The sequence below is a fragment of the Thermobifida sp. genome, from assembly GCF_017577275.1.
Lineage (GTDB): Bacteria > Actinomycetota > Actinomycetes > Streptosporangiales > Streptosporangiaceae > Thermobifida > Thermobifida fusca.
Genome location: NZ_PITY01000027.1, coordinates 1 through 21,467, shown reverse-complemented (window position 1 = coordinate 21,467; position 21,467 = coordinate 1). Strand labels below are relative to the sequence as shown.

Here is a 21,467-nt window from a genome sequence, read left to right as displayed (position 1 = left end):
CCCGTTCCCGCAGGGTTGGGGCCTTTCGAGGAGTGTTTGGGGTGGGCTTGACCGAGGCGGGGCCTGCGGGGTAGTGCGTCCGGGAGCCAGGGGTGGTGTCCCTGGGGCGGCGGGCGAGGCGGCAGGGGTTGGCGGGCCGGTGGTGTTTCCCGCAGGGGGGCGGGGCGGCTTCGGGTGGGCCCCGCCCCCCTGCGGGGGCCGCGGCACCGGATGCGGGGCGCGGCCCGGGGGAACGTGGTTAGGCTGAGCCCACTTTCTTGCCTCGGGTGTGCCAGATCGCGACGACGGAGGGGCGGGGGAAGTCCCCGTCAGGCCAGGTGCTGGTGGGGTTTTCCACGGTGCCGTCTTCCCCGGGGTGCTGGGGTGCGATGAAGACGGTCTTGTCGTCGGGGGTGATGAACGGGCCGCAGCATTCCGCGCCGACGGGGACGGTAGCGAAGGTTTTGAGTTCCCCGCGGTGGCAGCCTTTTACGGGCATCACGTGGAGGGCGTCGTTGACGCCGAGGGTGCCGGGCTGTCCGTCGGTGGCGATCCACAGGTTCCCGCTCTTGTCGAAGGCGATGTTGTCGGGTGAGGAGATCGCGGCGACTTTGGACTTGTCGTATCCGGCGTAGTAGGTGTCCGGGTCTTCGGGGTTGCCGCAGACGAGTACCACGGTCCAGGTGAAGGTGGTGGCCCCGGAGTCGTTGCGGTGTTCGGTGATTTCCAGGATGTGGCCGTATTTGTTGGCGGCGCGCGGGTTGGCTTCGTCGACTTGGTCGGGGCGGCGGGCAGAGTTGTTGGTGAGGGCGCAGTACACCTTGCCGGTGGCAGGGCTGGCTTCGATGTCTTCTGGCCGGTCCATCTTGGTGGCGCCGACCGCGTCAGCGGCGAGCCGAGTGTGGATGAGGACTTCTGCGACGGTGAACCCGTCGACGTAGCTGCGTTGTGCATCGCACAGCGGGATCCACTCGCCGGTGCCGTCGAATGCGCCGTCGTCGGGCAGGCGTCCCGAGCCGTCGATCTGGTCGGCAGGGCTGTTTCCGGTGAACCGGGCCACGTACAGGGTTCCTGAGTCGAGCAGGGTGTCATTGTGGCGGCGGGATCCTGGACGGTACTTCTTGTCGCTGACGAACTTGTAGATGTAGTCGAATCGTTCGTCGTCGCCCATGTAGACGGCGACCCGCCGGTCTTTGGTGAGCCGGATGGTGGCGGCTTCGTGTTTGAACCGGCCGAGCATGGTGCGTTTCCGCGGCTGCTCGTGGGGGTGGAACGGGTCGATTTCGACGATGTAGCCGAACCGGTTGGCTTCGTTGGGGTGTTTGGACAGGTCGAAGCGTTCGTCGACCCGGTCGAACCTCCGGTTGCCGCGGCGGGTGTCGCCGGAGGTGGCGATGCCGTAGCGGCGCAGAGCGGGTTTGGTTTCTTCGGGTGCGCCTTCTCCGCCGACGAAGTACTGGTTGAAGTTTTCTTCGGCGGTCAGCACCGTGCCCCAGGGGGTGATGCCGCCACCGCAGTTGTTGAGCATGCCCAGGACTCTGGTTCCTGACGGGTCGGCTGCGGTGCGCAGCAGCGGGTGCCCGGCCGCGGGCCCCGTGAGTTTCATGGGGGTGGTGGCGGTGATGCGGCGATTGTAGGGGCGCCGTCCTTTGGTGACGAGACGCCATTCCCCAGTGGTGCCGACCCGTTCGATTTCGACGACGGATCCGCCGTGTGCGGCCATGGAGATCTTGATCTGCTCCAGGTCGGCGGTAGAGCCGTCGGTGTATCCGGCGAACATGAGGTTTTCGTTGGTGTATTCGTGGTTCACCCAGAGCAGGGCTCGCCGCGAGTCAATGGGGAAGAAGCTGACGTAGTCGCAGTTGTAGCCGAATTGTTTTTCTTGGGCTTCTGCGCTCTGGTTGGCGAAGTCGAATTCGGGTGCGCCGGGGACTACCGGGTCGCCCCACCGCACGACTACCCGGTGGGCGTAGTTGCGGGGCACGGTGACGGTGTCGTCGGTGTTGGGCCGCACCGGGGTGAAGTCGAGGCGGGAGTGGGGGTGGGGGTGCGGTCCGCCGTGGTGGCCGTGGGCGTGCCCGGGTCCCGCGAGTGCCGGGTCGGCTTCGCTCACTGCCAGGGCGGAGATTCCGATGCTGACCGCGCCAGCCTGCAGCATGCCACGGCGGGACAGCACCGCGGTGTAGATGTCTCCGAAGTAGGGGTTGCTGCTGGTGTTCGGCGCTTCGTGGTAGCAGGCGTCACCGCAGCGGAACCGGCAGGTCACCCGGGAGCGTCCGCCACGGACGCCGAGGAGCGGCAGCAGTCGGCGGGGGACGTTTTCGGTCACATGTCCTCCTGGTCGTGGGCGAAAAGCGGCCCTCCCCCAATGGCGCGGAGAGGCGCGCGGTGGGTGTGGCGGGGAAGGGATCACCGGTCTGAGACCACCGTCCCGGAAACGCTGGTCGAATTCGTGAATCTGCCGTGAACCGCACCCCAATTTTGCTGGCATCGCCTGCGGTGAGGAGGGTTCTGCGTGCTTCGCAATTCTCTTCTTGCGCCAGCGGTCACATGGAGTTTTCTGCCAATTCCTTTTTGTGCACCCCCACAGTGTTTCGTGGCGATTGCTCCACGTATCCTTTTTGTGAAGAGAAGTCCAGACCTACTTGACGCTCACCCTGACACCGCGGGGCCGCTTGGGATGGCCACGCTCGCGCCGTGACCCTGCCGGGCATGGACGACCCCCACCGTGGCACCGCCCCACTAGCGCAGTCTCGCGGCCCTCACGATGGCACGGGGCACCCCGTGCCCGGGGAGTGATCACATGTACGACGTCCCGACAGTGCGGTCCACGATCCGGTCGTCTTCCCTGGTGCCCCGCCAACGTACCGGTCCTGTTGTCCCCCTGCCCTCCGAAGCACCGGCGAAGCCTATGCACGAGCGCTCTCTTCCCCACTCCAACGCGCGCGGTTTTCCTATCCGACGCCGCTTTCCTGGCCTGGCGAGCCAGATCAGACACGCCCGCCGGTTCGTGGCACGCCAGCTCGGCGACTGTCCCGAGCTCTCCACGGTCACGCTGCTGACGAGCGAGATCGCCACGAACGCGGTACGCCACAGTTCCTCGGGATCCCCTGGCGGAAAATTCGAGGTGGTAGTCCACGCCGCTGAAGGCTGGGCTCGAGTGGAAGTCCGAGACTTGGGCGGTACGCAGCTCCCCTGTCCGCAGCACCGAGACCCCTATGACGTGAGCGAGTACGGCCGCGGCTTGGATCTCGTGGAAGCCCTCGCTGCCAAGTGGGGGGTCGAGTCCCGCGCCGACGGGCTAGGGCGCACCGTCTGGTTCGAAGTGGTCTGGGATAGCACCGCGAAGACCTCCCCCACGGACCGCTGACCAGCGCACCCGGCCGCGGGGTGCGGACGCGGTAGCGCAGGACGGCAGCAGCGGGCAAAAGGGCTGCGCGCGGCGCGTGGCTGGTGACAAGGCTTCCCGCGGCATGCCCGTACTTCTCGGCACGCCTTGCAGAGTGGTGGCCGGGAATAGGCGTGGGGCCGCCGCGGTCATGCGACGGCCCCAGAGTGTCACGGCGGTGGGACAACGCCCCGACAGGTCAGTTCGTGGCGTCCTCCTTCGCTTCGGCCGGAGCGGGCTCCGACTGTCCCGCTGCGGCCCGGGCCGCGGCGAGCTCCGCCTCCCGGCGGGCCTTCCGACGTGCGAGCCTGCGCTCCTTGGCCGCTTCGGTCATGGTGTAGAGCACGGGGACCAGGATCAGGGTGAGCAGCGTGGAGCTGATCAGTCCGCCGATGACCACGATCGCCAGCGGCTGGGAGATGAACGCCCCGCCACCGGTGATCCCCAAAGCCATGGGGGTGAGCGCGCCGATCGTGGCGAGCGCGGTCATGAGCACTGGCCGCAGCCGGTGCCGCGAGCCTTCGACAACGGCCTCCCGCAGCTCCATCCCCTTGGCACGGTACTGGTTGACCAGGTCGATGAGCACGATCGCGTTGGTGACCACGATGCCGATGAGCATGAGCATGCCGATGAGCGCGGGCAGGCTCAGCGGGGTTCCGGTCACCAAGAGGAGGCCCAGCGCCCCGGTGGCCGCGAACGGGATGGAGACGAGCAGCACCAGCGGCTGGCGCAGGCTCTTGAAGGTCGCCACCATGATCAGGTAGACGATCACGACCGCGACCAGCATGGCGACACCCATCTGGGCGAACGCCTCGTTCTGGTCTTCGCTGACCCCGCCGATTTCCGCGGTCGCTCCGTCAGGCAGGTCGAGGTCGGCCAGCGCCACATACAGTTCGCTGGTGACCCGGCCGAGGTCGTCGGCGGTGGGCGTAGCCGTGACCGTGGCGGAGCGGAAGCCGTCGCTGCGGCTCAGCTCGGGCGCCTGGAGCACTTCTTCCACTTCGGCGACCGAGGAGAGTTTGACCTCGCTGCCGGTGGGAGTGGTGATCCGCAGGTTTTCGAGTTCCTTGACGGTGGCAGGGGCCTCGTCCACGCGCAGCACCATGTCGTGCTGGACGTCCTCCACGGTCACCGTGCCGACCTTGGTGCCTTGGAAGGCAGCGGTCACCGCCTGGCCGATCTGGCCTTCGGTGAGTCCCTTCTTCGCGGCTTTCTCGCCGTCGACGTGGATTTCGAAGGCGGGCTGGACGGCAGCGATGCTGCTGCGCACGTCAGCCGCCCCGGGGATGTCGCGGACAGTCTCCTCGACGAGTTCGGTCGCTTCGGCGAGTGTCTCGGCGTCGTCGGCCTTGACGACCACTTCCAGCACGGAGCCGAAGCCGCCGGTGGCGTCGATCCGGGCTTCCGCCTCGGTGTCGATCTCCTCGAGGATCTCGCGCAGCTGCTCGCGGTAGGCGAGCTGGTCCCCGTCGGGGTTGGTGGTGATGGTGTAGGTGATGCTGTCCGCGCCGCCGAACAGGCCGCCGAACATCCCCCCGCCGCCGAAGGTCGCCTGGTAGGACTCGATCCAGGCGACTTTCTCCAATGCTTCTTCGACTTTGGCTGCTTCGGCGTCGGCAGCCTCCAGGGAGGTGCCCACCGGAAGCTCCTGGACGACGCTGACCGTGTTCTGTCCCTGGTCTTCCAGGAAGTTCGTCTTGATGAACGGGGTCATCCCCAGCGTGCCGAGGAAGATCACGCCGGCGGCCAGCAGCGTGGTCCAGCGGTACTTGGTGGCCCAGCGGATCACCGGCAGGTAGCTGCGCTGCAGCGGGGAGCGCAGTTCCCGCTGGTACTCCTCTGCCTTGATGCGTTCCAGCTCCTCGGGCGGAACGACTTTGGGCTTCATGAACCAGTAGGCGAGGACCGGAATGATCGTGAGGGAGACCAGCAGGGACGCAGCGAGCGCGATGCTGACGGTCACCGCGAACGGCCGGAACAGTTCGCCTACTTCTCCGCTGACGAATCCGATGGGCAGGAACACCGCGATGGTGGTCAGCGTGGCCGAGGTGATGGCCACCGCCACCTCGCGCACCCCGGTGAGCACGGCGGTGTGCTTGTCTTCGCCGTAGCTCAGGTGGCGTTTGATGTTCTCCAGGACGACGATGGAGTCGTCCACCACACGCCCCACGGCCACGGTCAACCCGCCCAGGGTGAGCAGGTTGAGCGTGTAGTCGAAGCTCCACATGCCCAGGATCGCGATGAGGAGCGACACCGGGATGGAGACCGCGGTGACGATGGTGGAGCGGACCGACAGCAGGAAGACCAGGATGATGAGGACCGCGAATCCGAGGCCCAGGAGGCCTTCCTCCGCCATGGCGGCGATGGAGTCGTTGATGAACGGCGCCTGGTCGAACACCACGGTGATGCTGATGTCGTCACCGAGCTGGTCGGCGATGTCGGTGGCGCGCTCCTGAACCTTTTCGGAGACTTCGACGGTGTTGCCGTCGGGGGTCTTGGTGACCAGGATGCCGAGGCTCGGTTCGCCGTTGGTCCGGGTGATGCTGGTGGCTTCGTCGAGCACCAGTTCAACGTCGGCGACCTCGGAGAGCTGCACGGGTTCCGGGGCCCGGGCTCCCGGCATGCCGGGGATCGCTGCTGCGGCTGCGCCGCTGGGCGTCAGCCAGATGTTCTCCACGTCCTCGAGCGACTCCAACCGGCCGCCGGTGGTGACGGTGAGCGTGCGGTCGTCTTCAGTGATCTGCCCACCGGGTAGAAGGCGTCCACTGGCTTGCAGCGCGGTAGTGAGGTCGGCGACGGTGTAGCCGGCCTTCTCCAGCTTGTCCTCGTCGGGGGTGACGACCACGGTGGACTCGCGGATCCCGGTGACTTGGACGGCGCGCACCCCGCTGATGGACTCCAGTTCGGGGACGAGCAGGTCTTCGATGGGTTCGGCGAGTTTCTGGGCGTCGTCGTCGCTGGTTCCGACGGCGAGCATGACCACCGGGATGTCGTCCATGCCGAAAGCCATGACGTAGGGGTCGACGTCCTCCGGCAGGAACGGTTCGACCTGGTCGACGGCTTTTTGCAGGGAGCGGACGACGTCGTCGGTGGAGTCGCCGTAGTCGAACTCCGCAATGATCTGGGCGGTTCCGGTACTCGAGGTGGAGGTGTAGCTCGTCACCCCGGGGACGCCTTTGACCGCCTGTTCCAGGACTTGGGTGACGTCGTTCTCGACGACTTGCGGCGAGGCTCCTTGGTACTGGGCGCCGACGACGGCCATGGGCACGTCGAATGACGGCATGAGTTCGCGCTTCATGGACCCTGCTGAGATCGCACCGAAGATCAGTGCGCTGAGGGTGACCAGCAGGATCAGCGCCCGGTTGCCAAGGCTGAGCTTGGCCAAGTGAGACATGAGTAGGGGCTCCTCAACCAGGATGGTTTCACGTCGGATGGGAACACCGCTGGGATGAGCGGTCGTTGATGATCCGTCCCGCGCCGCTGTACGGAGGCACGCGGGGGCTGTAGCCGGGCACGCGGTTCCACGATACTTCGCGTGGCATTGAAAATCATGCCAGAGTGATACAAATCGGGGATATGTCAGGGATTGATCGGGAGCCGATCAGGGCTGGAAGCGGGAACCTGAATGGACAGCGGCGCGTCAGACACTAAACGCGAGTTGATTGACCGGCTGCGGGACTTAGAAATACGTCAGCTCAAGTTGTTTCTGCGGGACCGTTCGTTGCCGCTGCTGAGCACCACGTTGACGATCCAGCAGCTCAAAGTTCTGGTGGCTTTGGCCATCGACGGCAACACGCCGACCCACGAATTGGCCGAACGGGTCGGTGTGAGTGTTGCCACACTCACGGGAATCGTGGACCGGCTGGCGGCGCGCTCTTTGGTGTTCCGCCGCGAGGATCCCGCGGACCGGCGGGTGCGCCGGGTGGATCTCACCGAGGAGGGCCGAGCCCTCGTGAATGACATGTGGGGTGCGAGCCATAAGCGCATGTCCGAGGCGTTGCAGACGTTGGACGTGGAGACGCTGCGCAGTCTCGTCCGCGGGGCAGAGGCGCTGTATGCGGCGCTGCTACGGTCTTCTCCGAGCACGTCAGCCGGCTGGGAGAGGTGAGTGAGGGTGTCCCCCGGAGAGCAGTCGGCCGCACAGGCGCGGGAACAGGAGGTGCTCGCCGCACTGGCCGCGCTGGGCGGCTACTTCGACCTGCGTCTCCTTACCGCGGATGCAGCCCCCGCCGGCTTGCGCTCTTTTGCCGAACTGTATGACTGCCCCGACGTGGTGGCGGCCCGGATGGCGTGGGTGGCGGACCGGTTCGGTCCGGTGGAACCGCGGGTGGCCGCTTCAGTGACCCACTTGGGTTTCGCTGCCCGTCTCGTCTCCCCAGCGCTGGCCGCGGCCTGTGCCGGGGTAGTGGTGGACATCCCACCGGCCTCGCTGCTGTGGGAGCCGAACACCGAGCAGGTCACCTCGTGGTTGTCCGGCCCCTACCGTTTCGCGGCTGCTCCGGCAGCAGCGGCGGAGGTCGCTCAAGCGTTGGCGGGGACTCTGCTCGAACGCCACTTGGTTCCGCTCGGTGCGGCCGTGCGCGACAGGACCCGGATCTCCCCTCGCCTGCTGTGGGGCAATGTGGCCGCGGCGGTCGGCGGCGCTGTGATGATGATCTCGCTGCACCGTCCAGAGTGGGCGGACCGTGCCGCTGCTGTTGCCGCAGCGCTTCTCGAACGGCCGCCGCTGGCGGGTTTGGGGCGGCTCGTCCAACCCGACGCGGGGCGGCCGCACCGGTTTTTTGTGCGCCGCTCGTGCTGCTTGTACTACCGGGCACCGGGCGGCAGCAAGTGCGGGGACTGTGCCTTGCTGGATGAGGACACCCGGGCCCGCCAGTGGCAGGAGATCCTGTCCGCGGGGGAAGGCTCCGCACAGGCCTAGTCGATCGGCACGGGAACCGTCTCGCCTGGGGGGACGTGGGCGACGGCGACGCCCCAGACCACGCGCAGCAGATCTTCGAGGGCGTGGCGCAGGGAGTCGTCCACCAGGGAGTAGCGGGTCTGCCTTCCTTGGGAGCTTGCCCGGACTAGTCCGCATTCCCGCAGGCACGACAGGTGGTTGGAGACGTTCTGCCGGGTGAGTCCTAGTTGCTCGGCGAGTTGTGCAGGGTATGCGGGACCGTCGAGCAGGACCAGCAGCAGGCGACATCGCGTGGGATCGGCGAGTGCCCGTCCCAGGCGCCGGATCGCGGAGAGACGCTGGTCGGATGTCAGCATAATCACCATATTACACTCTTTACTGTATAGACAGTGCAGACTGTATAAACAGTGATGGCTGAACTATCGCTGCCGCTTCGGCCCCACCAGACCGGAACGAAAGGGAAGGTATGGGTCACCACCACCATCACACCGCCGCGGGCGCCCACCGCGGGCGTCTCCTGCTGGTCCTCGCGCTGACCCTCAGCGTCATGGCGTTCCAGGTCGTCGGGGGCCTCGCTGCGGGCAGCCTGGCACTGCTCGGTGATGCCGGGCACATGGCGGTCGACGCCTTCGGGATCTTGGTAGCGCTGTTCGCGATCTGGATCGCCAACCAGCCGTCCACCGACGAACGCACGTTCGGTCTGAAACGGGCGGAAATCCTCGCGGCCGCGCTCAACGCCCTCCTCTTGTTCGCGCTCTGCGGCTTCATCGGCTACGAGGCTGTCCGCCGACTCCTGGACCCCCAACCGGTGAGCGCCTCCACGATGGTGGTTTTCTCGACCGTCGGCCTCCTCGCCAATCTCATCGCCCTCGGGCTGCTGCGACGCGGCCAGGCCGAGAGCCTGAACTTGCGCGGTGCCTACCTGGAAGTGCTGGGCGACCTCCTCTCCTCAGCGGGTGTCGTCGTCACCGCCCTCATCATCTGGCTCACCGGGTGGCACTGGGCGGACTCTGTGGTGTCGATCGCTATCGCCCTGTTCATCGCGCCGCGAGCCTGGCATCTGCTCAACGAGGCCCTTCGCATTCTGTTGGAAGCAACCCCCCGCGGCCTCGACCTCAGCGAAGTCCGCCGCCACTTGCAGACCCACCCCAATGTGGTCGACGTCCACGACCTTCACGCGTGGACCATCACCTCGGGCATGCCGGTGCTCTCCGCCCACGTCGTAGTCGAGGATTCCGCTCTGGCCGACAGCGGACGCCTCCTGGCCCGGCTCCACGACTGCCTGTCGACGCACTTCTCCATCGACCACTCCACCATCCAAGTGGAGCCGGTGGGGCACGCCCACCACGAGAACGCCTGCCGCGCCTGAGCCCCTGCTGCCCGAGCGCAGCGCCCCGCCGCAGCAGCGCACCCACCGGAAAGGCTCGCACAATGGCACGCTCGGACAGGGACAGCCGGAGCAGCCCGGCTCCGCTGCGGCGCACACCCCGGACTTTGAAGACCTCGTATTTCCGGGGGGACGGTCCACAGCCTGCGGGCCAGACCGGCATCATTCTGGACAGCCCGGCCACAGTCCTGGCATAGTTCCGTCCCAGCCCGAGGCAGCACGGCTGTAGCCTCGGCATGGGTGTGCCGGGAAGTCTGGTCGGCGTGGTGGTCAATCAACCTTGGGGGGACAGCCATGCCCACGCGCCCGGCCCGCAGCGGGCTGCACTCGCTTGCTCAACTGCTCCGCTCCGACGTGGTGGGCGGCTTTCTCCTCATCGGAGGCGCGCTTACCGCGCTGATCTGGGCCAATTCCCCGTTCGGGCACGTCTATGAGGCCCTGCGGAGCTTCTCCTTCGGACCGGAAGCACTCCACCTGCACCTCACCGTCGAAGCGTGGGTTGCCGACGGTCTGCTCGCCATCTTCTTCTTCGTCGTCGGCAACGAGCTCAAACAAGAGTTCGTCCACGGAGAGCTGCGCAACCCCCGCCGGGCGATGCTCCCTATCGTCGCTGCCGTGTGCGGGATGGCGGTTCCTGCCCTGATCTACGCGGCCTTCAACGCCGGTAATCCGGCCCGCCTCCCCGGGTGGGGAATCCCGATGGCCACCGACATCGCCTTCGCAGTCGCGATCCTGGCGGTGGTCGGCCGCCACCTGCCCTCCCCGCTCCGCACATTCCTGCTCACCTTGGCCATCGTGGACGACCTCGGTGCAATCATCGTCATCGCGGTCTTCTACACCGCTTCCCTCTCCTTCCTGCCCCTGATCGGTGCGGGGATGCTGCTCGCGGTCTTCGGCTACCTGCAGCGCGGGCGGGGCGTGGCGGCCCGCCTCAACTCCGCGGCCCTGCCCAACTGGGTGGTCTACCTTCCGCTCGCCGGCGTGATCTGGGCCCTCGTCCACGCCAGCGGAGTGCACGCCACGATCGCCGGGGTCGCCATGGGGCTGCTCATGCGCACGGTGCCGCTCGCCGGAGAAAAAGAGTCCCCCAGCCACCGTCTCGCCCACCTTCTCGGCCCGTGGTCGTCCGGGCTGGTGCTTCCGGTGTTCGCGGTGATGTCCGCAGGCGTCGTTTTTGCGGGCGGGCTCGGCGCGGTACTCGACGACACGGCCGCGCTCGGCATCATCGCCGGTCTCGTCGTCGGGAAAACAGTGGGTATCGCCGGCGGCTCCTGGGTGACCACCAAACTCACTGCCGCGGAACTGAGCCCGGCGCTGCGTTGGATCGACATCACCGGCATGGCCCTGCTGGCGGGGATCGGGTTCACCGTCTCCCTGCTGATTACCGACCTGTCTTTCCCCGACTATCCGGAGGCGCTGGTGCACGCGAAAGCCGGGGTGCTGTTGGCCTCGCTGCTGGCCACCGTGCTGGGGGCCGTGGTGCTGGCCGTGCGCAACGCCCACTACCGGAAGCTGCGCCAGGCGGTTTCCCCGCAATGACGACGGCCGTGCTAGCCCAAGAGGGCTCCTCTCCCCTGCGCAAGCGCACGTCGGCTCGCCCCACTGGAGGCGCAGCGCTAGGTTGGAACGTCACGGACCGGCCATAGTCGGCAATCACTGAGGTGGAAACGGCAGGCCAAGGATGGGGGAACGACTACGGGGTCTGCGCAGCAAGGCGGTACGCCTGTCGCACCGCCTCCCGTTCGGGGTGCTCTTCCCCCGTGCTTCCCGCATCCTGTGGGGCAAGCCCGCCCGGATCCTGGCGTCCCTGTTCGGCGCGGTGATCCTGCTCGGTACCGGGCTGCTCCTGCTCCCGGTAGCGCAGCAGACCCAGGTCTCCCCCGTGGAAGCCCTGTTCACCGCGACCAGTGCGCTGTGTGTGGCCGGGCTGAGCATCACCGATCCTGCTCACGACTGGTCGTTCTTCGGGCAACTGGTCATCCTCGGGCTGATCCAGGTCGGCGGCATCGGCATCATGACCCTGGCCTCGCTCCTGGGGATGGTGGTGATCCGCCGCTTCGGGCTGCGCATGCAGTTGTCGGTGCAGAGCGAGCAGCGCACGCTGAACGTGGGTGGCACCCGCGAAGTCGTGTGGCGTATTGCTGCGACCAGCGTGATCTGCGAGGCTGTCCTCGCGCTTCTCCTCATCCCCCGGATGTGGCTAGGCCACGGGCTGCCATTGCCGGAGGCGGTCTACAGCGGTGTCTTCCACTCTGTGTCGGCCTTCAACAACGCTGGCCTGTCCCTCTACCCCGACAGCCTCACCCGGTTTGCGGGGGACCCGCTGGTCTTAGTCCCCATCATGGCGGCCACAGTGCTCGGCGGCCTGGGGTTCCCGGTCCTTTTGGAGCTGCGCAAGCATCTGCGCACCCCGCGGCGGTGGAGCCTGCACACGAAGATGACGGTGTGGACGTCGCTCCTCCTCTTTGTCGGTGGCATGGTCGTGGTGACCGCCTTGGAGTGGGGGAACCCCGCAACCCTGGGGCCGCTTCCCTGGCCGCACAAGCTGCTCGACGGCGCGTTCCACGGGGTGATGCCGCGCAGCGGCGGGTTCAACGTGGTGCCGGTGGACGCGATGGAGTCCCACACCCTCCTCGTCACGATCATGCTGATGTTCGTGGGCGGGGGAAGCGCGGGGACCGCCGGCGGGATCAAGGTCAGCACGTTCGCGGTGATCTGGCTCGTGGTGTGGGCGGAGATCCGGGGCCACCCGCAGGTGCACGCGTTCGGCCGCAGGCTGTCTGCCGGGGCGATCCGCCAGGCGCTGAGCCTCACGTTCCTGTCGATGACGGTGATCGCTCTTGCGACGGTCTATTTGACCGCGGTCTCCCCTTTCTCTTCCCAGGAGGTCCTGTTCGACGTGGTCTCGGCTTTCGGGGTGGTCGGCCTGTCGACGGGGGTCGCTGCCGGACTGCCCCAGCACGGCCAGGTCCTGTTGGTCATACTGATGTTCGCGGGACGGCTCGGTCCGATTACTTTTGCGTCTGCCCTCGCGCTGCGGGAGCGCACTCGGCGCTACGACCTGCCTGAGGGCCGTCCTGTCATCGGCTGACACCACGAGGAGCGGTAGTGCCACGCAGTTCAGCAGACGACCGGCGGGTGCTTGTCATCGGTCTTGGCCGGTTCGGTGGTTCATTGTCCGAGGCACTGGTGTCTCACGGCTGGGAAGTGCTGGGCGTGGACAACAATCCCCGCCGCGTGCAGTCCTATGCCGACATCCTCACGCACACCGTGGTCGCTGACACCACGGACGACGAGACGCTGCGCCAGATCGGCGCGCACGAGTTCTCCCGGGCAGTGGTGGCGATCGGCAGCCATCTCGAGGAGAGCATTCTCACCACGTCCTTGCTGGTGGACATGGGGGTGCCCCATATCTGGGCGAAGGCCGTCAGTCGGCGCCACGGCCGCATCCTCCAGCAGATCGGCGCCCACCACGTCGTCTTGCCCGAGCACGACATGGGAGAGCGGGTAGCCCACCTGCTGTCGGGGCGGATGCTCGACTACGTGGAGATTGAAGAGAACTTCGCGTTGGGGAAGACCCGGGCTCCGATGGAGATCGTCGGCCGCAGGCTCGGGGAGAGTGGGGTGCGGTCCAGCCACGGCATCACCGTGGTGTCGATCAAGCGGCATGGCGGGTCGTTCACCTATGCCACCGCGGACACCGTCCCGCAGAAGGGGGACATCATCATCGTCGCCGGGAGGACCGAGGACGTGGAGCGGTTCGCCGAGCTGCAGTAGTCCCGGCAAAGCAGACAAACCCCGAGATTGACAATGATTTTCACTTTCACGACAATGTTTTCATGCATTCTGGGATACCGACAAAAGTGCTCACGGCAGGGGTCGCGGGGACACTGCTCGCCAGCCTCACCGCGTGCGGAAGCGGCAGCGCGAGCGGCTCCGGGGTCCACATCGTCACCAGCGTCTACCCCCTAGAGTGGCTGGCCTCCCAGGTCGGCGGCGACGCTGTCACGGTCACCAACCTCACCGAGGCCGGAGCCGACCCGCACGAAGTAGAGCTGAGCCCGCGCCAGATCGGTACGGTCGCCGACGCCGACCTCGTCCTCCACATCCGGGGGTTGCAGCCTGCAGTCGACGACGCAGTGGACCAGCACGCCGCAGACCGCTTCCTGGACCCAGCGGACGTGGTGGACCTGCTTCCGGTATCCAGCGCAGACCACGAGCACGACGGCCATGCCGAGGAGCAGCACAGCGGAGCCGACTCCCACAGCCACGGTGGAAAGGACCCGCACCTGTGGCTGGACCCGGAGCGGTTAGCCGAGGTCTCCGCAGCGCTCGCCGACCGGCTGAGCGACATCGACCCCGACCATGCAGCGGCCTACCAGGAAAACCATGAGGCGGTCGCCGGAGAGTTGAGCGACCTGAGCGCCGCCTACACCGAAAGCCTGGACACCTGCGCCCGGCGCGAGATCGTGGTCACCCACGCCGCCTTCGGCTACCTGGCTGAGATGCACGACTTGGAGCAGATCAGCGTTACGGGGATCGACTCCCACCACGAGGACCCCTCCCCCGCCCGGATCGCTGCGGTCGTGCGCGAAATCGACGAGCACGGCGTCACCACGGTGTTCACTTCTCCGCTCGCCGACCCCGCGATCGCTGAGACGATTGCGTCAGAGACCGGGGCTGAGATCGCGCTCCTGGACCCCCTCGAAAGCCTCACCGACGACTCCCCAGGTACCGATTACCTCTCGGTGATGCGGGCCAACCTCGACGCTCTGGTCTCCGCCTTGGGCTGCTCCTGACCCTTGTTCCGCTGCTGCCTTCCGCGCCCTCCCGCCCCTTTTCCGGAAAGATAACGATCGCGCCACAGCCACCCAATCTTTCATCCCTTTTGTCAGCTTTACACGCCTAAAATCCGAAAATTTCGGGCACGCATCCGCTCTTTCCTCCCGGCGGGAGGCGCCATCATCTCAGCAATTTCTCGGAGAACTCTCATACTCATGCGCTATCCTGAACGAAATCCAATGCGCGTGCACGTGCATTTGGCGGTGCATACGAACGGGTGTATTCCCGCACGAACGCTGACAGAGGGAGCGTGCAGTGAACGCTTACAATGGCATTTCCGCCGCTGAACTGGGCGATGTCACCTGGCAGAAGAGCCGCCGCAGCAACTCGATCGGCAACTGTGTGGAGATGGCCAGGCTGGCCGACGGCTCTATTGCCGTGCGCAACTCCCGCTTCCCCGACGGCCCCGCCCTGATTTACACCCAAGCCGAGATCAACGCCCTGATCCTGGGCATCAAGGACGGTGACTTCGACAACCTGCTCGGCTAGACGACGGGCATCGGCCCCGGCGTGAAAGCGCCGGGGCTTTTGCTGTTCTGCGCTTGACCTGCAGCACAGCCTGCCGGCGCACCCGCGGCGCAATCGGTCCGCGCGGGCGGGCTGCACACGGCGCTGCGGTCCCCGCCCGAGGACAGCTCAGCTTGCTGGCCCGCGGGACGCGGTCATGCCTCCCGCGGCCCCGGGCGTACGGACCGCTTTACTCCTCGAGCTCCTTGATCATCTTCTGGAGCATCTTGCGTGTCTGGTCCGGGCGCTCCGCAACCACCGCCAGCCACTCCAGAGTCATGGTGTACTGCTCGACGTCAGCGCGCTTCTCCTGGAAGAGACAGCTCGTCAACTGCTCCACGTAGACCACGTCGGGCAGGTCGTACTCCGGGTAGCGCAGGATCGTGAACGACCCGGTCTCCGCCGCGAACACGCCCTGGTGGAAGGGGACGATCTGCAGCGTGATGTTGGGGGCCATGCTGAGGTCATACAGGTGCTCCAACTGGGCGCGCATCACCTCAGGCGTGCCCACCGGTCGCCGCACCGCGGGCTCATCGATGATCACCCACAGCTTGACATTGTGGTTCTTCCGGATGCGCTCCTGCCGGCGCATGCGTGTGGCGATCCGGTGCCGGGCCGTATCGTCCAGCTTCTTCCTACCGCCGCGGGTCACCACCGCGCGGGCGTAGTCCTCGGTCTGCAAAAGCCCTGGGACGAACTGGGTCTCATAGACCCGCAGTTGGGTGGCGGCTTCCTCCATGCCCACGTAGGACTGGAACCAGCTCGGCAGGGAGTCGCCGTACTGCTGCCACCAGCCAGGCTCGTTGGCTTCGCGCGCCAGCTTGAGGAATGAGTCGCGAACCGCCTCGTCCTCCACTCCGTAGAACGTCAGCAGGTCCTCGACGTCACGGGTTTTGAAACCGACGCGGCCCAGCTCGATGCGGCTGATCTTGGATTCGGAACCGCGGATTTTGTACGCGGCGTCAGCTCGGGAGATCCCTTTGGCTTCCCGCAGCCGGCGGAGCTGGGAACCGAGCAGCATGCGCCGTACTGTCGGGCCGCTCCCCGGCTCTGGCTGAGCCACATTCACCGCTGCTTCCTCCCCACCCAGTGGCTCGTCAAAAACCCATTCCCGCGGGACTCTCTCCCGTACCACGTTGTTCTAATGGTTACACGATATCGCCTAAGAGTCCGGGTTTTCCGTGGTTCTATGCCGCAATCACCTGAAAAAGCCCCACGGACCGGAAGGCTGCGGTTTCTCCGGCTCACTCCCCTGGGTCACCCGAAAAGCGCCCAGACGAACTTGCCGCCCGCCACGGTCGGGACCACGCCCCAGCGGCGGCTGAAACAGGAGATGAGCTGGAGCCCTCGCCCAGTTTCTGCCATAAAGTCCGGTTCTCTGCGCTGCGGTATTAAGTCGCTGCTATCGCGGACCGCGCAGATGAATTCTGCTCCGCGGCGCATCACGCTGAGCTGGATGATGTTCTCCTGCTCTTTCCCGATCCGGGGGACGGCGTGTCGCAGCGCATTGGTGACGAGTTCGGAGACCACGAGCTCGACGTCGCTGGCGTACCGGACCATTCCCCACTCACGCAGGGCTGCCATAGCGAGTTCGCGGGCGAGCTTCACGGCACCGTAATCCGGGGCCAAGCTCCACAGCAGGCTGTCGTAGCTGGCTGTCCCCGGGTAGGAGTTCCACCGTGACAGCCCATTGCGCAGCGGGGTAAGCCACCAAGCGCGCTCTGCCGCGACAAGAGTTGGTGTTGGCGCCGCTTCCTGTCCGGGCGTCCTCTTGACAAACCTCTGGGAAGAATGTCCGGTCACCGCGATCCCCTTGCCGTCGTCTCGAGCGCTCGCAGGTAAGAGGACTATGCAAATGCAAGGATCGTATGCACGTGCACGTGCCTCTCGGAAGGCATCCTAGAACATTCGCTCCGGTTATCTGTTGAAGAGCGAACAAAAAAGGCTGCGATTCTGCCGCACTTTCCAGGACAGCAGTGAACTTTCCTGGCACCACCTAATACGAACTGGGAAGACTCCACCCCGTGGCCCACACCGCGCCGGCGGTGCCTGCTCCGCTGAATGCTGTATCCCATCCCGCCTTGCGGGCGTTCCCACAGCAGGCGCACAGGAAACCACCCCTGACATACCATCCAGTCGGTACGACTGGTTAGGATCGCCTCAACCGTGCACTGGACGGCCGGGTCCGGACCGGTTCACCGACTGTCATTGGAGGAGACACCATGCCCCAGACCCCTCGTGTCGCAATCGTCACGGGTGCGGCCCGTGGAATCGGCGCCGCCACCGCGCAGCGCCTGGCCGCCGAAGGGCACGCGGTCGCAGTACTCGACCTCACCAAGGAGAGCGCGCAGGCCACGGTGGACGCGATCACCGAAGCCGGAGGCAAAGCGATCGCCCTCGGTGCGGACGTCAGCGACACCCAGCAGGTTGAAGCCGCGGTCAAGGAGACCGCAGAACGGCTCGGCCCGCCGACCATCCTGGTGAACAACGCCGGGGTGATCCGCGACAACCTGCTGTTCAAGATGACCGACGATGACTGGGACACCGTGATGCGGGTCCACCTGCGCGGTGCGTTCCTCATGTCGCGGGCAGCCCAGGCCTATATGACCGAGCAAGGCTGGGGCCGCATCATCAACCTGTCCAGCAGCTCGGCGCTAGGCAACCGCGGACAGGCCAACTACTCCGCAGCCAAAGCCGGCCTGCAGGGCTTCACCAAGACGCTAGCGATCGAACTCGGGAAATTCGGCGTCACCGCCAACGCGGTCGCTCCCGGATTCATCGTCACCGACATGACACGGGCCACCGCCCAGCGGATCGGCGTGGACTTCGAAGAATTCAAGGCGGCCCGCGCCGCCCAGATCCCGGTGCGCCGGGTCGGTGTGCCCGAGGACATCGCCGCCACCGTGGCTTTCCTCGCCAGTGAAGAAGCCGGCTACATCTCCGGACAGGTGATCTACGTCGCCGGCGGCCCGCTGGACTAGTTCCGCCCGCGGAGGACGGCAGCGCGGACCGCTTCGCCCCCGCGCGGCCAGTACCGCTGCCCCTCCCGTTTTGAGCCGCGCGGGGGACCGGGACGGCCCTGGTCCTCCCGCGCGGAATGCCCCTCCCGCTCCTCCAGGAAGGTTGTGACGTGACCCCGTCCTCTGAGGCTCCACCGGATGCCGCGGAACTACGCGCCCGCGTCGCCGCATTCGTCGCGGAACACGACCCCGCCACCACCGACCAGACCGAGTTCCTCGCCGCCCGGTACGACGCGGGCCTTGCCTGGGTGCACTTCCCCAAAGGCGCGGGCGGGCTCGGCGCTCCCCGCGCGTTGCAGAACGTCGTCGACGCGGAGTTCGAACGCTTCGGTTTCGTCCCCGTCGACCGGGAAGGCCTCGTGATCGGCCTGGGCATGGCGGCCCCCACCATCGCTGCCTTCGGCACCCCGGAGCAGCGTGACCGCTTCCTCAAACCGATCTACACCGGGGAAGAAGTCTGGTGTCAGTTGTTCAGCGAGCCCGGAGCCGGATCAGACCTGGCCGCCGTCGGCACCCGCGCGGTCCGCGACGGAACAGACTGGGTGATCGACGGCCACAAAGTGTGGACCTCGCTGGCGCACCGGGCCCAGTGGGCCATCCTGCTGGCCCGCACCGACCCGGACGTGCCGAAGCACCGCGGCCTGACCTACTTCCTCTGCGATATGACCGCCCCGGGGGTCACGGTGCGCCCGCTGCGCCAGATGACCGGGGAAGCCGAATTCAACGAGGTATACCTGGACGGGGTGCGGATCCCCGACAGCCTCCGGCTCGGCGGGGTCGGGGAAGGGTGGAAGGTCGCGCAGACCACGCTGATGAACGAGCGGGTCTCCATCGGCGGCCGCCCCGAACCCCGGGAAGGCGGGCTCATCGGCATAGTCAGCGACCTGTGGCGGAGCCGTCCCGACCTGCGCACCCGTGGACTCCACGAGGAGCTTCTGCGGCTGTGGGTCGCCGCGGAAGCCGCCCGGTTGACCAAGGAGCGGCTGCGCCAGCAGCTCGCCGCGGGCCAGCCCGGCCCTGAAGGATCGGCGACCAAACTCTCCTTCGCTGAACTCAACCAGCGCATCAGCGGTCTGGAACTGGAGCTCCGCGGGGTGGAAGGACTCACCTACGACGACTGGACCTTCCGCCGCCCGGAGAAACCGGACCTGCTGGGTCGGGGCCCCGGCTTCCGCTACCTGCGCGCCAAAGGCAACTCGATCGAGGGCGGAACCTCAGAGATCTTGCGCACCATCATCGCCGAACGCGTCCTGGGACTGCCCCCGGAACCCCGGGCCGACAAAGACCTCGCCTGGAAGGACCTGCCCCGTTGAGCGAATCCGAGCTGAATCTGCTGTACAGCGAGATCGAGCAGGAGCTGCGCGCCAGCGTCCGGGAGCTGCTGGCCCACCGGTGCCCATGGCAGTCCGTCCTCGACCGTGTCTCGCACCATGCTCCGGCAGAGGTCACCGACCGTGCCCTGTGGCAGGAACTGGCGGAGCTGGACGTCCTCGGCCTCTTCGTTCCCGAAACGCTCGGGGGCGCCGGCGCTACGGCACGGGAGGCGTCGTCCGTCGCTGAAGAGCTGGGCCGGGCCGTAGCCCCGGTCCCGTTCCTCGGCAGCGCCGTGCTGGCCACCGGTGCCCTGGTGGCGCTGGGCACTGCAGAGGAGCAGGTGCGCGCCCTGCTCACGGACCTGGCAGCCGGGCAGCGCTGCGCCACACTGGTAGTGCCGCTACCCACGGCCCCCGGGTCTGGCTTCCCCTCCCAGGTCCGCGCGGACGGCTCCCAGTTGACGGGCACGGTTCCCGGCGTGGTGGACGCGCTCAGCGCGGACGTGCTGGTCGTGCCCGCTCTCGGCGCGGAGGGACCCGGCCTGTACCTGCTCCCCGCCGACCAGGCGACCCTGAGTCCTGTGGTGAGCCTGGACCAGACCCGGCCGCTCGCCGAAGTGACCCTCACCGGTGCCGAAGCGACCAGGGTGGCCGTCGGCCAGCAGGCGGTCGACGCAGTGGAGGCCGCACTGCTCACCGGCGCGGTCCTGTTGGCCGCAGAGCAGCTCGGCACTGCTGAGTGGGCGTTCGACACGACCGTGGCCTACCTGAAGGAGCGCGTGCAGTTCGCCCGCCCGATCGGTTCTTTCCAAGCGCTCAAGCATCGGGTTGCCGACCTGTGGGTACTGCTCGCCCAAGCCAGAGCCGTGGTGCGGCATGCGGCGAGTGCGCTCGCCGCTGACTCGGAGGACCTCCCGCTTGCTGCGGCGCTCGCTCAAGCCTTTGTGTCCGAGGTCGCGGTGAAGGTCACGGAGGAAGCAGTGCAGTTGCACGGGGGGATCGGCTTCACCTGGGAGCATCCGGTCCACCTGTACCTGAAGCGCGCCAAGAGCGCGTCGCTCAGCCTGGGGACGGCGGACCGGCACCGGGCGCGGATCGCGGATCTCGTGGGTCTTCCTCCCGCCCCGTGACGGGGGTGCCGGGGCCTGAGGGGGGCGGTCCCGGCACTTTTCCTCGGCCGGGTCACTGTCTCGTTGCGTCGCTGAGCGCGGCGGCCACCTCGGCAACGACGTGTTCGATGCGGGCGATGCCGCCGGCGTAGTCGCGGTGGCGGTCGGAGAGCACGACGATCAGGTATTCGTGTTCTGCCCCCGCGACTCGGCCCGCGCTGGTGAGCACCCACCGGTCTCCGTCGCTGCTCCGGGGCACCCAGCCGTTCTTCAGTTCCACGGTGTCGCCTTCGCTTGCCGCCGCGGAGATCCCCCAGGCTTGCTCCGGTGCCACGGTGCCGAGCAGTTGACTGGCGTAGTCGCGGCTGCGTTCGGAGAGCGGGCTGTCCCCGGTGAAGACGATGCGGAGCAGCCGCAACTGGTCGGCGGCGGTGGTCTCGGTAGCGCCCCAGACACCGCGCCCGCTGGGCCTGGTGGCGTGCAGGCCGAGCCGCTCGTTGCCGCGGGCGAACCCTGCGTCGAAGCCGATCCGCGCATAGAGGTCGTTGGTGGCGTCGTTGTCGCTGTAGCGGATCATCTCGGCAGCCAGCCGCTCCTCTTCAGCGGACAGTTCCCGGCCTTCATCTTCGGCGCGGAGCAGGAGCAGCACGAGGATGTTGAGCTTGACCAGGCTCGCTGTGGTGTAGGTTTCCCCGGCCCGGTAGGAGTAGGTGGCGCCGCTCGCCAGGTCGTGGAGGGCGAGGGAGAGCCGGCAGTCCTCTCCGGCGAGGTAGTCGTCGATGACGCGGGTGAGGCGGTCGTATTCGGCGGGGCTCAGCGGCGGGGGCTGCGGGGGTTTGGGGGGGGGGGGGGCCCGCCGGGGGGGGGGGGGCCGGGCCGGGGCGGGGGGGTGCGCGGGCGGGCCGCCGGCATGGCCCGGGGGGGGCAGCGCGGGGACGGGGGCCGCGGCTAGGGAGGGCCAGGGGGGGGGGGAAGCCCCTGGCGCCGGGGGCAGGTGGGGGCCGTTCCTTTTACACATCTCC

General features: G+C 67.1%; 18 protein-coding genes. 12 read left to right on the top strand and 6 right to left on the bottom strand.

Annotation, left to right across the window (positions count from 1 at the left end; all coding sequences use genetic code 11):
- Positions 1–238: 238 nt before the first annotated feature.
- Entirely contained in the window at positions 239–2,308 is a 2,070-nt protein-coding gene (locus CW348_RS13455) for a PhoX family phosphatase (protein ID WP_104613049.1), read from the bottom strand.
- A gap of 582 nt (positions 2,309–2,890) precedes the next feature.
- On the opposite strand from CW348_RS13455, the gene CW348_RS13450 reads away from it, so the two are divergent.
- Positions 2,891–3,349: an ATP-binding protein gene (locus CW348_RS13450; RefSeq protein WP_104613055.1), complete on the top strand. Its 459-nt coding sequence runs from the start codon at positions 2,891–2,893 to the stop codon at positions 3,347–3,349.
- A 217-nt stretch (positions 3,350–3,566) separates the two neighbouring features.
- On the opposite strand, the gene CW348_RS13445 is transcribed toward CW348_RS13450, so the two are convergent.
- Positions 3,567–6,761 (bottom strand): efflux RND transporter permease subunit, encoded by a 3,195-nt coding sequence (locus tag CW348_RS13445; RefSeq protein WP_104613048.1) that lies wholly within the window; start codon positions 6,759–6,761, stop codon positions 3,567–3,569.
- Between the two features lie 231 nt (positions 6,762–6,992).
- Here CW348_RS13445 and CW348_RS13440 point away from each other — a divergent pair, with 231 nt between their 5' ends.
- The gene (locus CW348_RS13440) at positions 6,993–7,475 is read left to right on the top strand and encodes a MarR family winged helix-turn-helix transcriptional regulator (RefSeq protein WP_011292720.1); all 483 of its coding nucleotides are present in this window, start codon (positions 6,993–6,995) and stop codon (positions 7,473–7,475) included.
- Positions 7,476–8,288 (top strand): (2Fe-2S)-binding protein, encoded by an 813-nt coding sequence (locus CW348_RS13435; protein ID WP_041428143.1) that lies wholly within the window; start codon positions 7,476–7,478, stop codon positions 8,286–8,288.
- Here the strand turns inward: CW348_RS13435 and CW348_RS13430 are convergent.
- A complete protein-coding gene (locus tag CW348_RS13430) occupies positions 8,285–8,632 on the bottom strand; it encodes a helix-turn-helix transcriptional regulator (protein ID WP_011292722.1) in 348 nt (115 codons plus the stop codon). The two genes, CW348_RS13435 and CW348_RS13430, sit on opposite strands and share 4 nt — an antisense overlap.
- A 101-nt stretch (positions 8,633–8,733) precedes the next feature.
- On the opposite strand from CW348_RS13430, the gene CW348_RS13425 reads away from it, so the two are divergent.
- The 6 genes from CW348_RS13425 (at position 8,734) to CW348_RS13400 (ending at position 14,985) form a co-directional block, all read left to right on the top strand.
- The gene (locus CW348_RS13425; protein ID WP_011292723.1) at positions 8,734–9,636 is read left to right on the top strand and encodes a cation diffusion facilitator family transporter; all 903 of its coding nucleotides are present in this window, start codon (positions 8,734–8,736) and stop codon (positions 9,634–9,636) included.
- A gap of 312 nt (positions 9,637–9,948) precedes the next feature.
- Positions 9,949–11,193: a Na+/H+ antiporter NhaA gene (gene nhaA / locus CW348_RS13420; RefSeq protein ID WP_016189072.1), complete on the top strand. Its 1,245-nt coding sequence runs from the start codon at positions 9,949–9,951 to the stop codon at positions 11,191–11,193.
- A 142-nt stretch (positions 11,194–11,335) separates the two neighbouring features.
- Entirely contained in the window at positions 11,336–12,745 is a 1,410-nt protein-coding gene (locus CW348_RS13415; RefSeq protein WP_011292725.1) for a TrkH family potassium uptake protein, read from the top strand.
- 17 nt (positions 12,746–12,762) lie between these two features.
- Positions 12,763–13,431: a TrkA family potassium uptake protein gene (locus tag CW348_RS13410; RefSeq protein ID WP_011292726.1), complete on the top strand. Its 669-nt coding sequence runs from the start codon at positions 12,763–12,765 to the stop codon at positions 13,429–13,431.
- Positions 13,432–13,517: 86 nt separating this feature from the next.
- Positions 13,518–14,453, top strand: a complete 936-nt coding sequence (locus tag CW348_RS13405) for a zinc ABC transporter substrate-binding protein (protein ID WP_016189074.1) — start codon at positions 13,518–13,520, stop codon at positions 14,451–14,453.
- Between the two features lie 298 nt (positions 14,454–14,751).
- Positions 14,752–14,985 (top strand): DUF397 domain-containing protein, encoded by a 234-nt coding sequence (locus CW348_RS13400; RefSeq protein WP_011292728.1) that lies wholly within the window; start codon positions 14,752–14,754, stop codon positions 14,983–14,985.
- A 208-nt stretch (positions 14,986–15,193) separates the two neighbouring features.
- Here CW348_RS13400 and CW348_RS13395 read toward each other — a convergent pair whose 3' ends face one another.
- Together CW348_RS13395 and CW348_RS13390 are read right to left on the bottom strand one after the other, a co-directional pair.
- Positions 15,194–16,024, bottom strand: coding sequence for a helix-turn-helix transcriptional regulator (locus CW348_RS13395; RefSeq protein WP_104613047.1), 831 nt, complete (start codon positions 16,022–16,024; stop codon positions 15,194–15,196).
- A 236-nt stretch (positions 16,025–16,260) separates the two neighbouring features.
- Positions 16,261–16,632 carry an ATP-binding protein gene (locus tag CW348_RS13390; RefSeq protein ID WP_258076924.1) on the bottom strand — a complete coding sequence of 124 codons (372 nt, stop codon included), beginning with the start codon at positions 16,630–16,632 and terminating at the stop codon, positions 16,261–16,263.
- Positions 16,633–17,225: 593 nt separating this feature from the next.
- Here CW348_RS13390 and CW348_RS13385 point away from each other — a divergent pair.
- The 3 genes from CW348_RS13385 to CW348_RS13375 all read left to right on the top strand — a co-directional run bounded on the left by CW348_RS13385 (position 17,226) and on the right by CW348_RS13375 (position 20,466).
- The gene (locus CW348_RS13385) at positions 17,226–17,984 is read left to right on the top strand and encodes a beta-ketoacyl-ACP reductase (protein ID WP_011292731.1); all 759 of its coding nucleotides are present in this window, start codon (positions 17,226–17,228) and stop codon (positions 17,982–17,984) included.
- A gap of 116 nt (positions 17,985–18,100) precedes the next feature.
- Positions 18,101–19,336, top strand: a complete 1,236-nt coding sequence (locus CW348_RS13380) for an acyl-CoA dehydrogenase family protein (protein WP_104613046.1) — start codon at positions 18,101–18,103, stop codon at positions 19,334–19,336.
- A complete protein-coding gene (locus CW348_RS13375; protein WP_011292733.1) occupies positions 19,333–20,466 on the top strand; it encodes an acyl-CoA dehydrogenase family protein in 1,134 nt (377 codons plus the stop codon). Before CW348_RS13380 ends, CW348_RS13375 begins: the two co-directional genes overlap by 4 nt.
- Before the next feature lie 52 nt (positions 20,467–20,518).
- On the opposite strand, the gene CW348_RS13370 is transcribed toward CW348_RS13375, so the two are convergent.
- The gene (locus CW348_RS13370) at positions 20,519–21,463 is read right to left on the bottom strand and encodes a serine hydrolase (RefSeq protein ID WP_287463957.1); all 945 of its coding nucleotides are present in this window, start codon (positions 21,461–21,463) and stop codon (positions 20,519–20,521) included.
- Positions 21,464–21,467: the final 4 nt, after the last annotated feature.

Bases quoted from the DNA above. Each gene is read 5' to 3' on its own strand.
- CW348_RS13450 (WP_104613055.1), top strand. From the start codon at position 2,891: ATGCACGAGCGCTCTCTTCCCCACTCCAACGCGCGCGGTTTTCCTATC.
- CW348_RS13445 (WP_104613048.1), bottom strand. From the start codon at position 6,761: ATGTCTCACTTGGCCAAGCTCAGCCTTGGCAACCGGGCGCTGATCCTG.
- CW348_RS13440 (WP_011292720.1), top strand. From the start codon at position 6,993: ATGGACAGCGGCGCGTCAGACACTAAACGCGAGTTGATTGACCGGCTG.
- CW348_RS13430 (WP_011292722.1), bottom strand. From the start codon at position 8,632: ATGGTGATTATGCTGACATCCGACCAGCGTCTCTCCGCGATCCGGCGC.
- CW348_RS13425 (WP_011292723.1), top strand. From the start codon at position 8,734: ATGGGTCACCACCACCATCACACCGCCGCGGGCGCCCACCGCGGGCGT.
- nhaA (WP_016189072.1), top strand. From the start codon at position 9,949: ATGCCCACGCGCCCGGCCCGCAGCGGGCTGCACTCGCTTGCTCAACTG.
- CW348_RS13415 (WP_011292725.1), top strand. From the start codon at position 11,336: ATGGGGGAACGACTACGGGGTCTGCGCAGCAAGGCGGTACGCCTGTCG.
- CW348_RS13395 (WP_104613047.1), bottom strand. From the start codon at position 16,024: ATGCTGCTCGGTTCCCAGCTCCGCCGGCTGCGGGAAGCCAAAGGGATC.
- CW348_RS13385 (WP_011292731.1), top strand. From the start codon at position 17,226: ATGCCCCAGACCCCTCGTGTCGCAATCGTCACGGGTGCGGCCCGTGGA.
- CW348_RS13380 (WP_104613046.1), top strand. From the start codon at position 18,101: ATGCCCCTCCCGCTCCTCCAGGAAGGTTGTGACGTGACCCCGTCCTCT.
- CW348_RS13370 (WP_287463957.1), bottom strand. From the start codon at position 21,463: ATGTGTAAAAGGAACGGCCCCCACCTGCCCCCGGCGCCAGGGGCTTCC.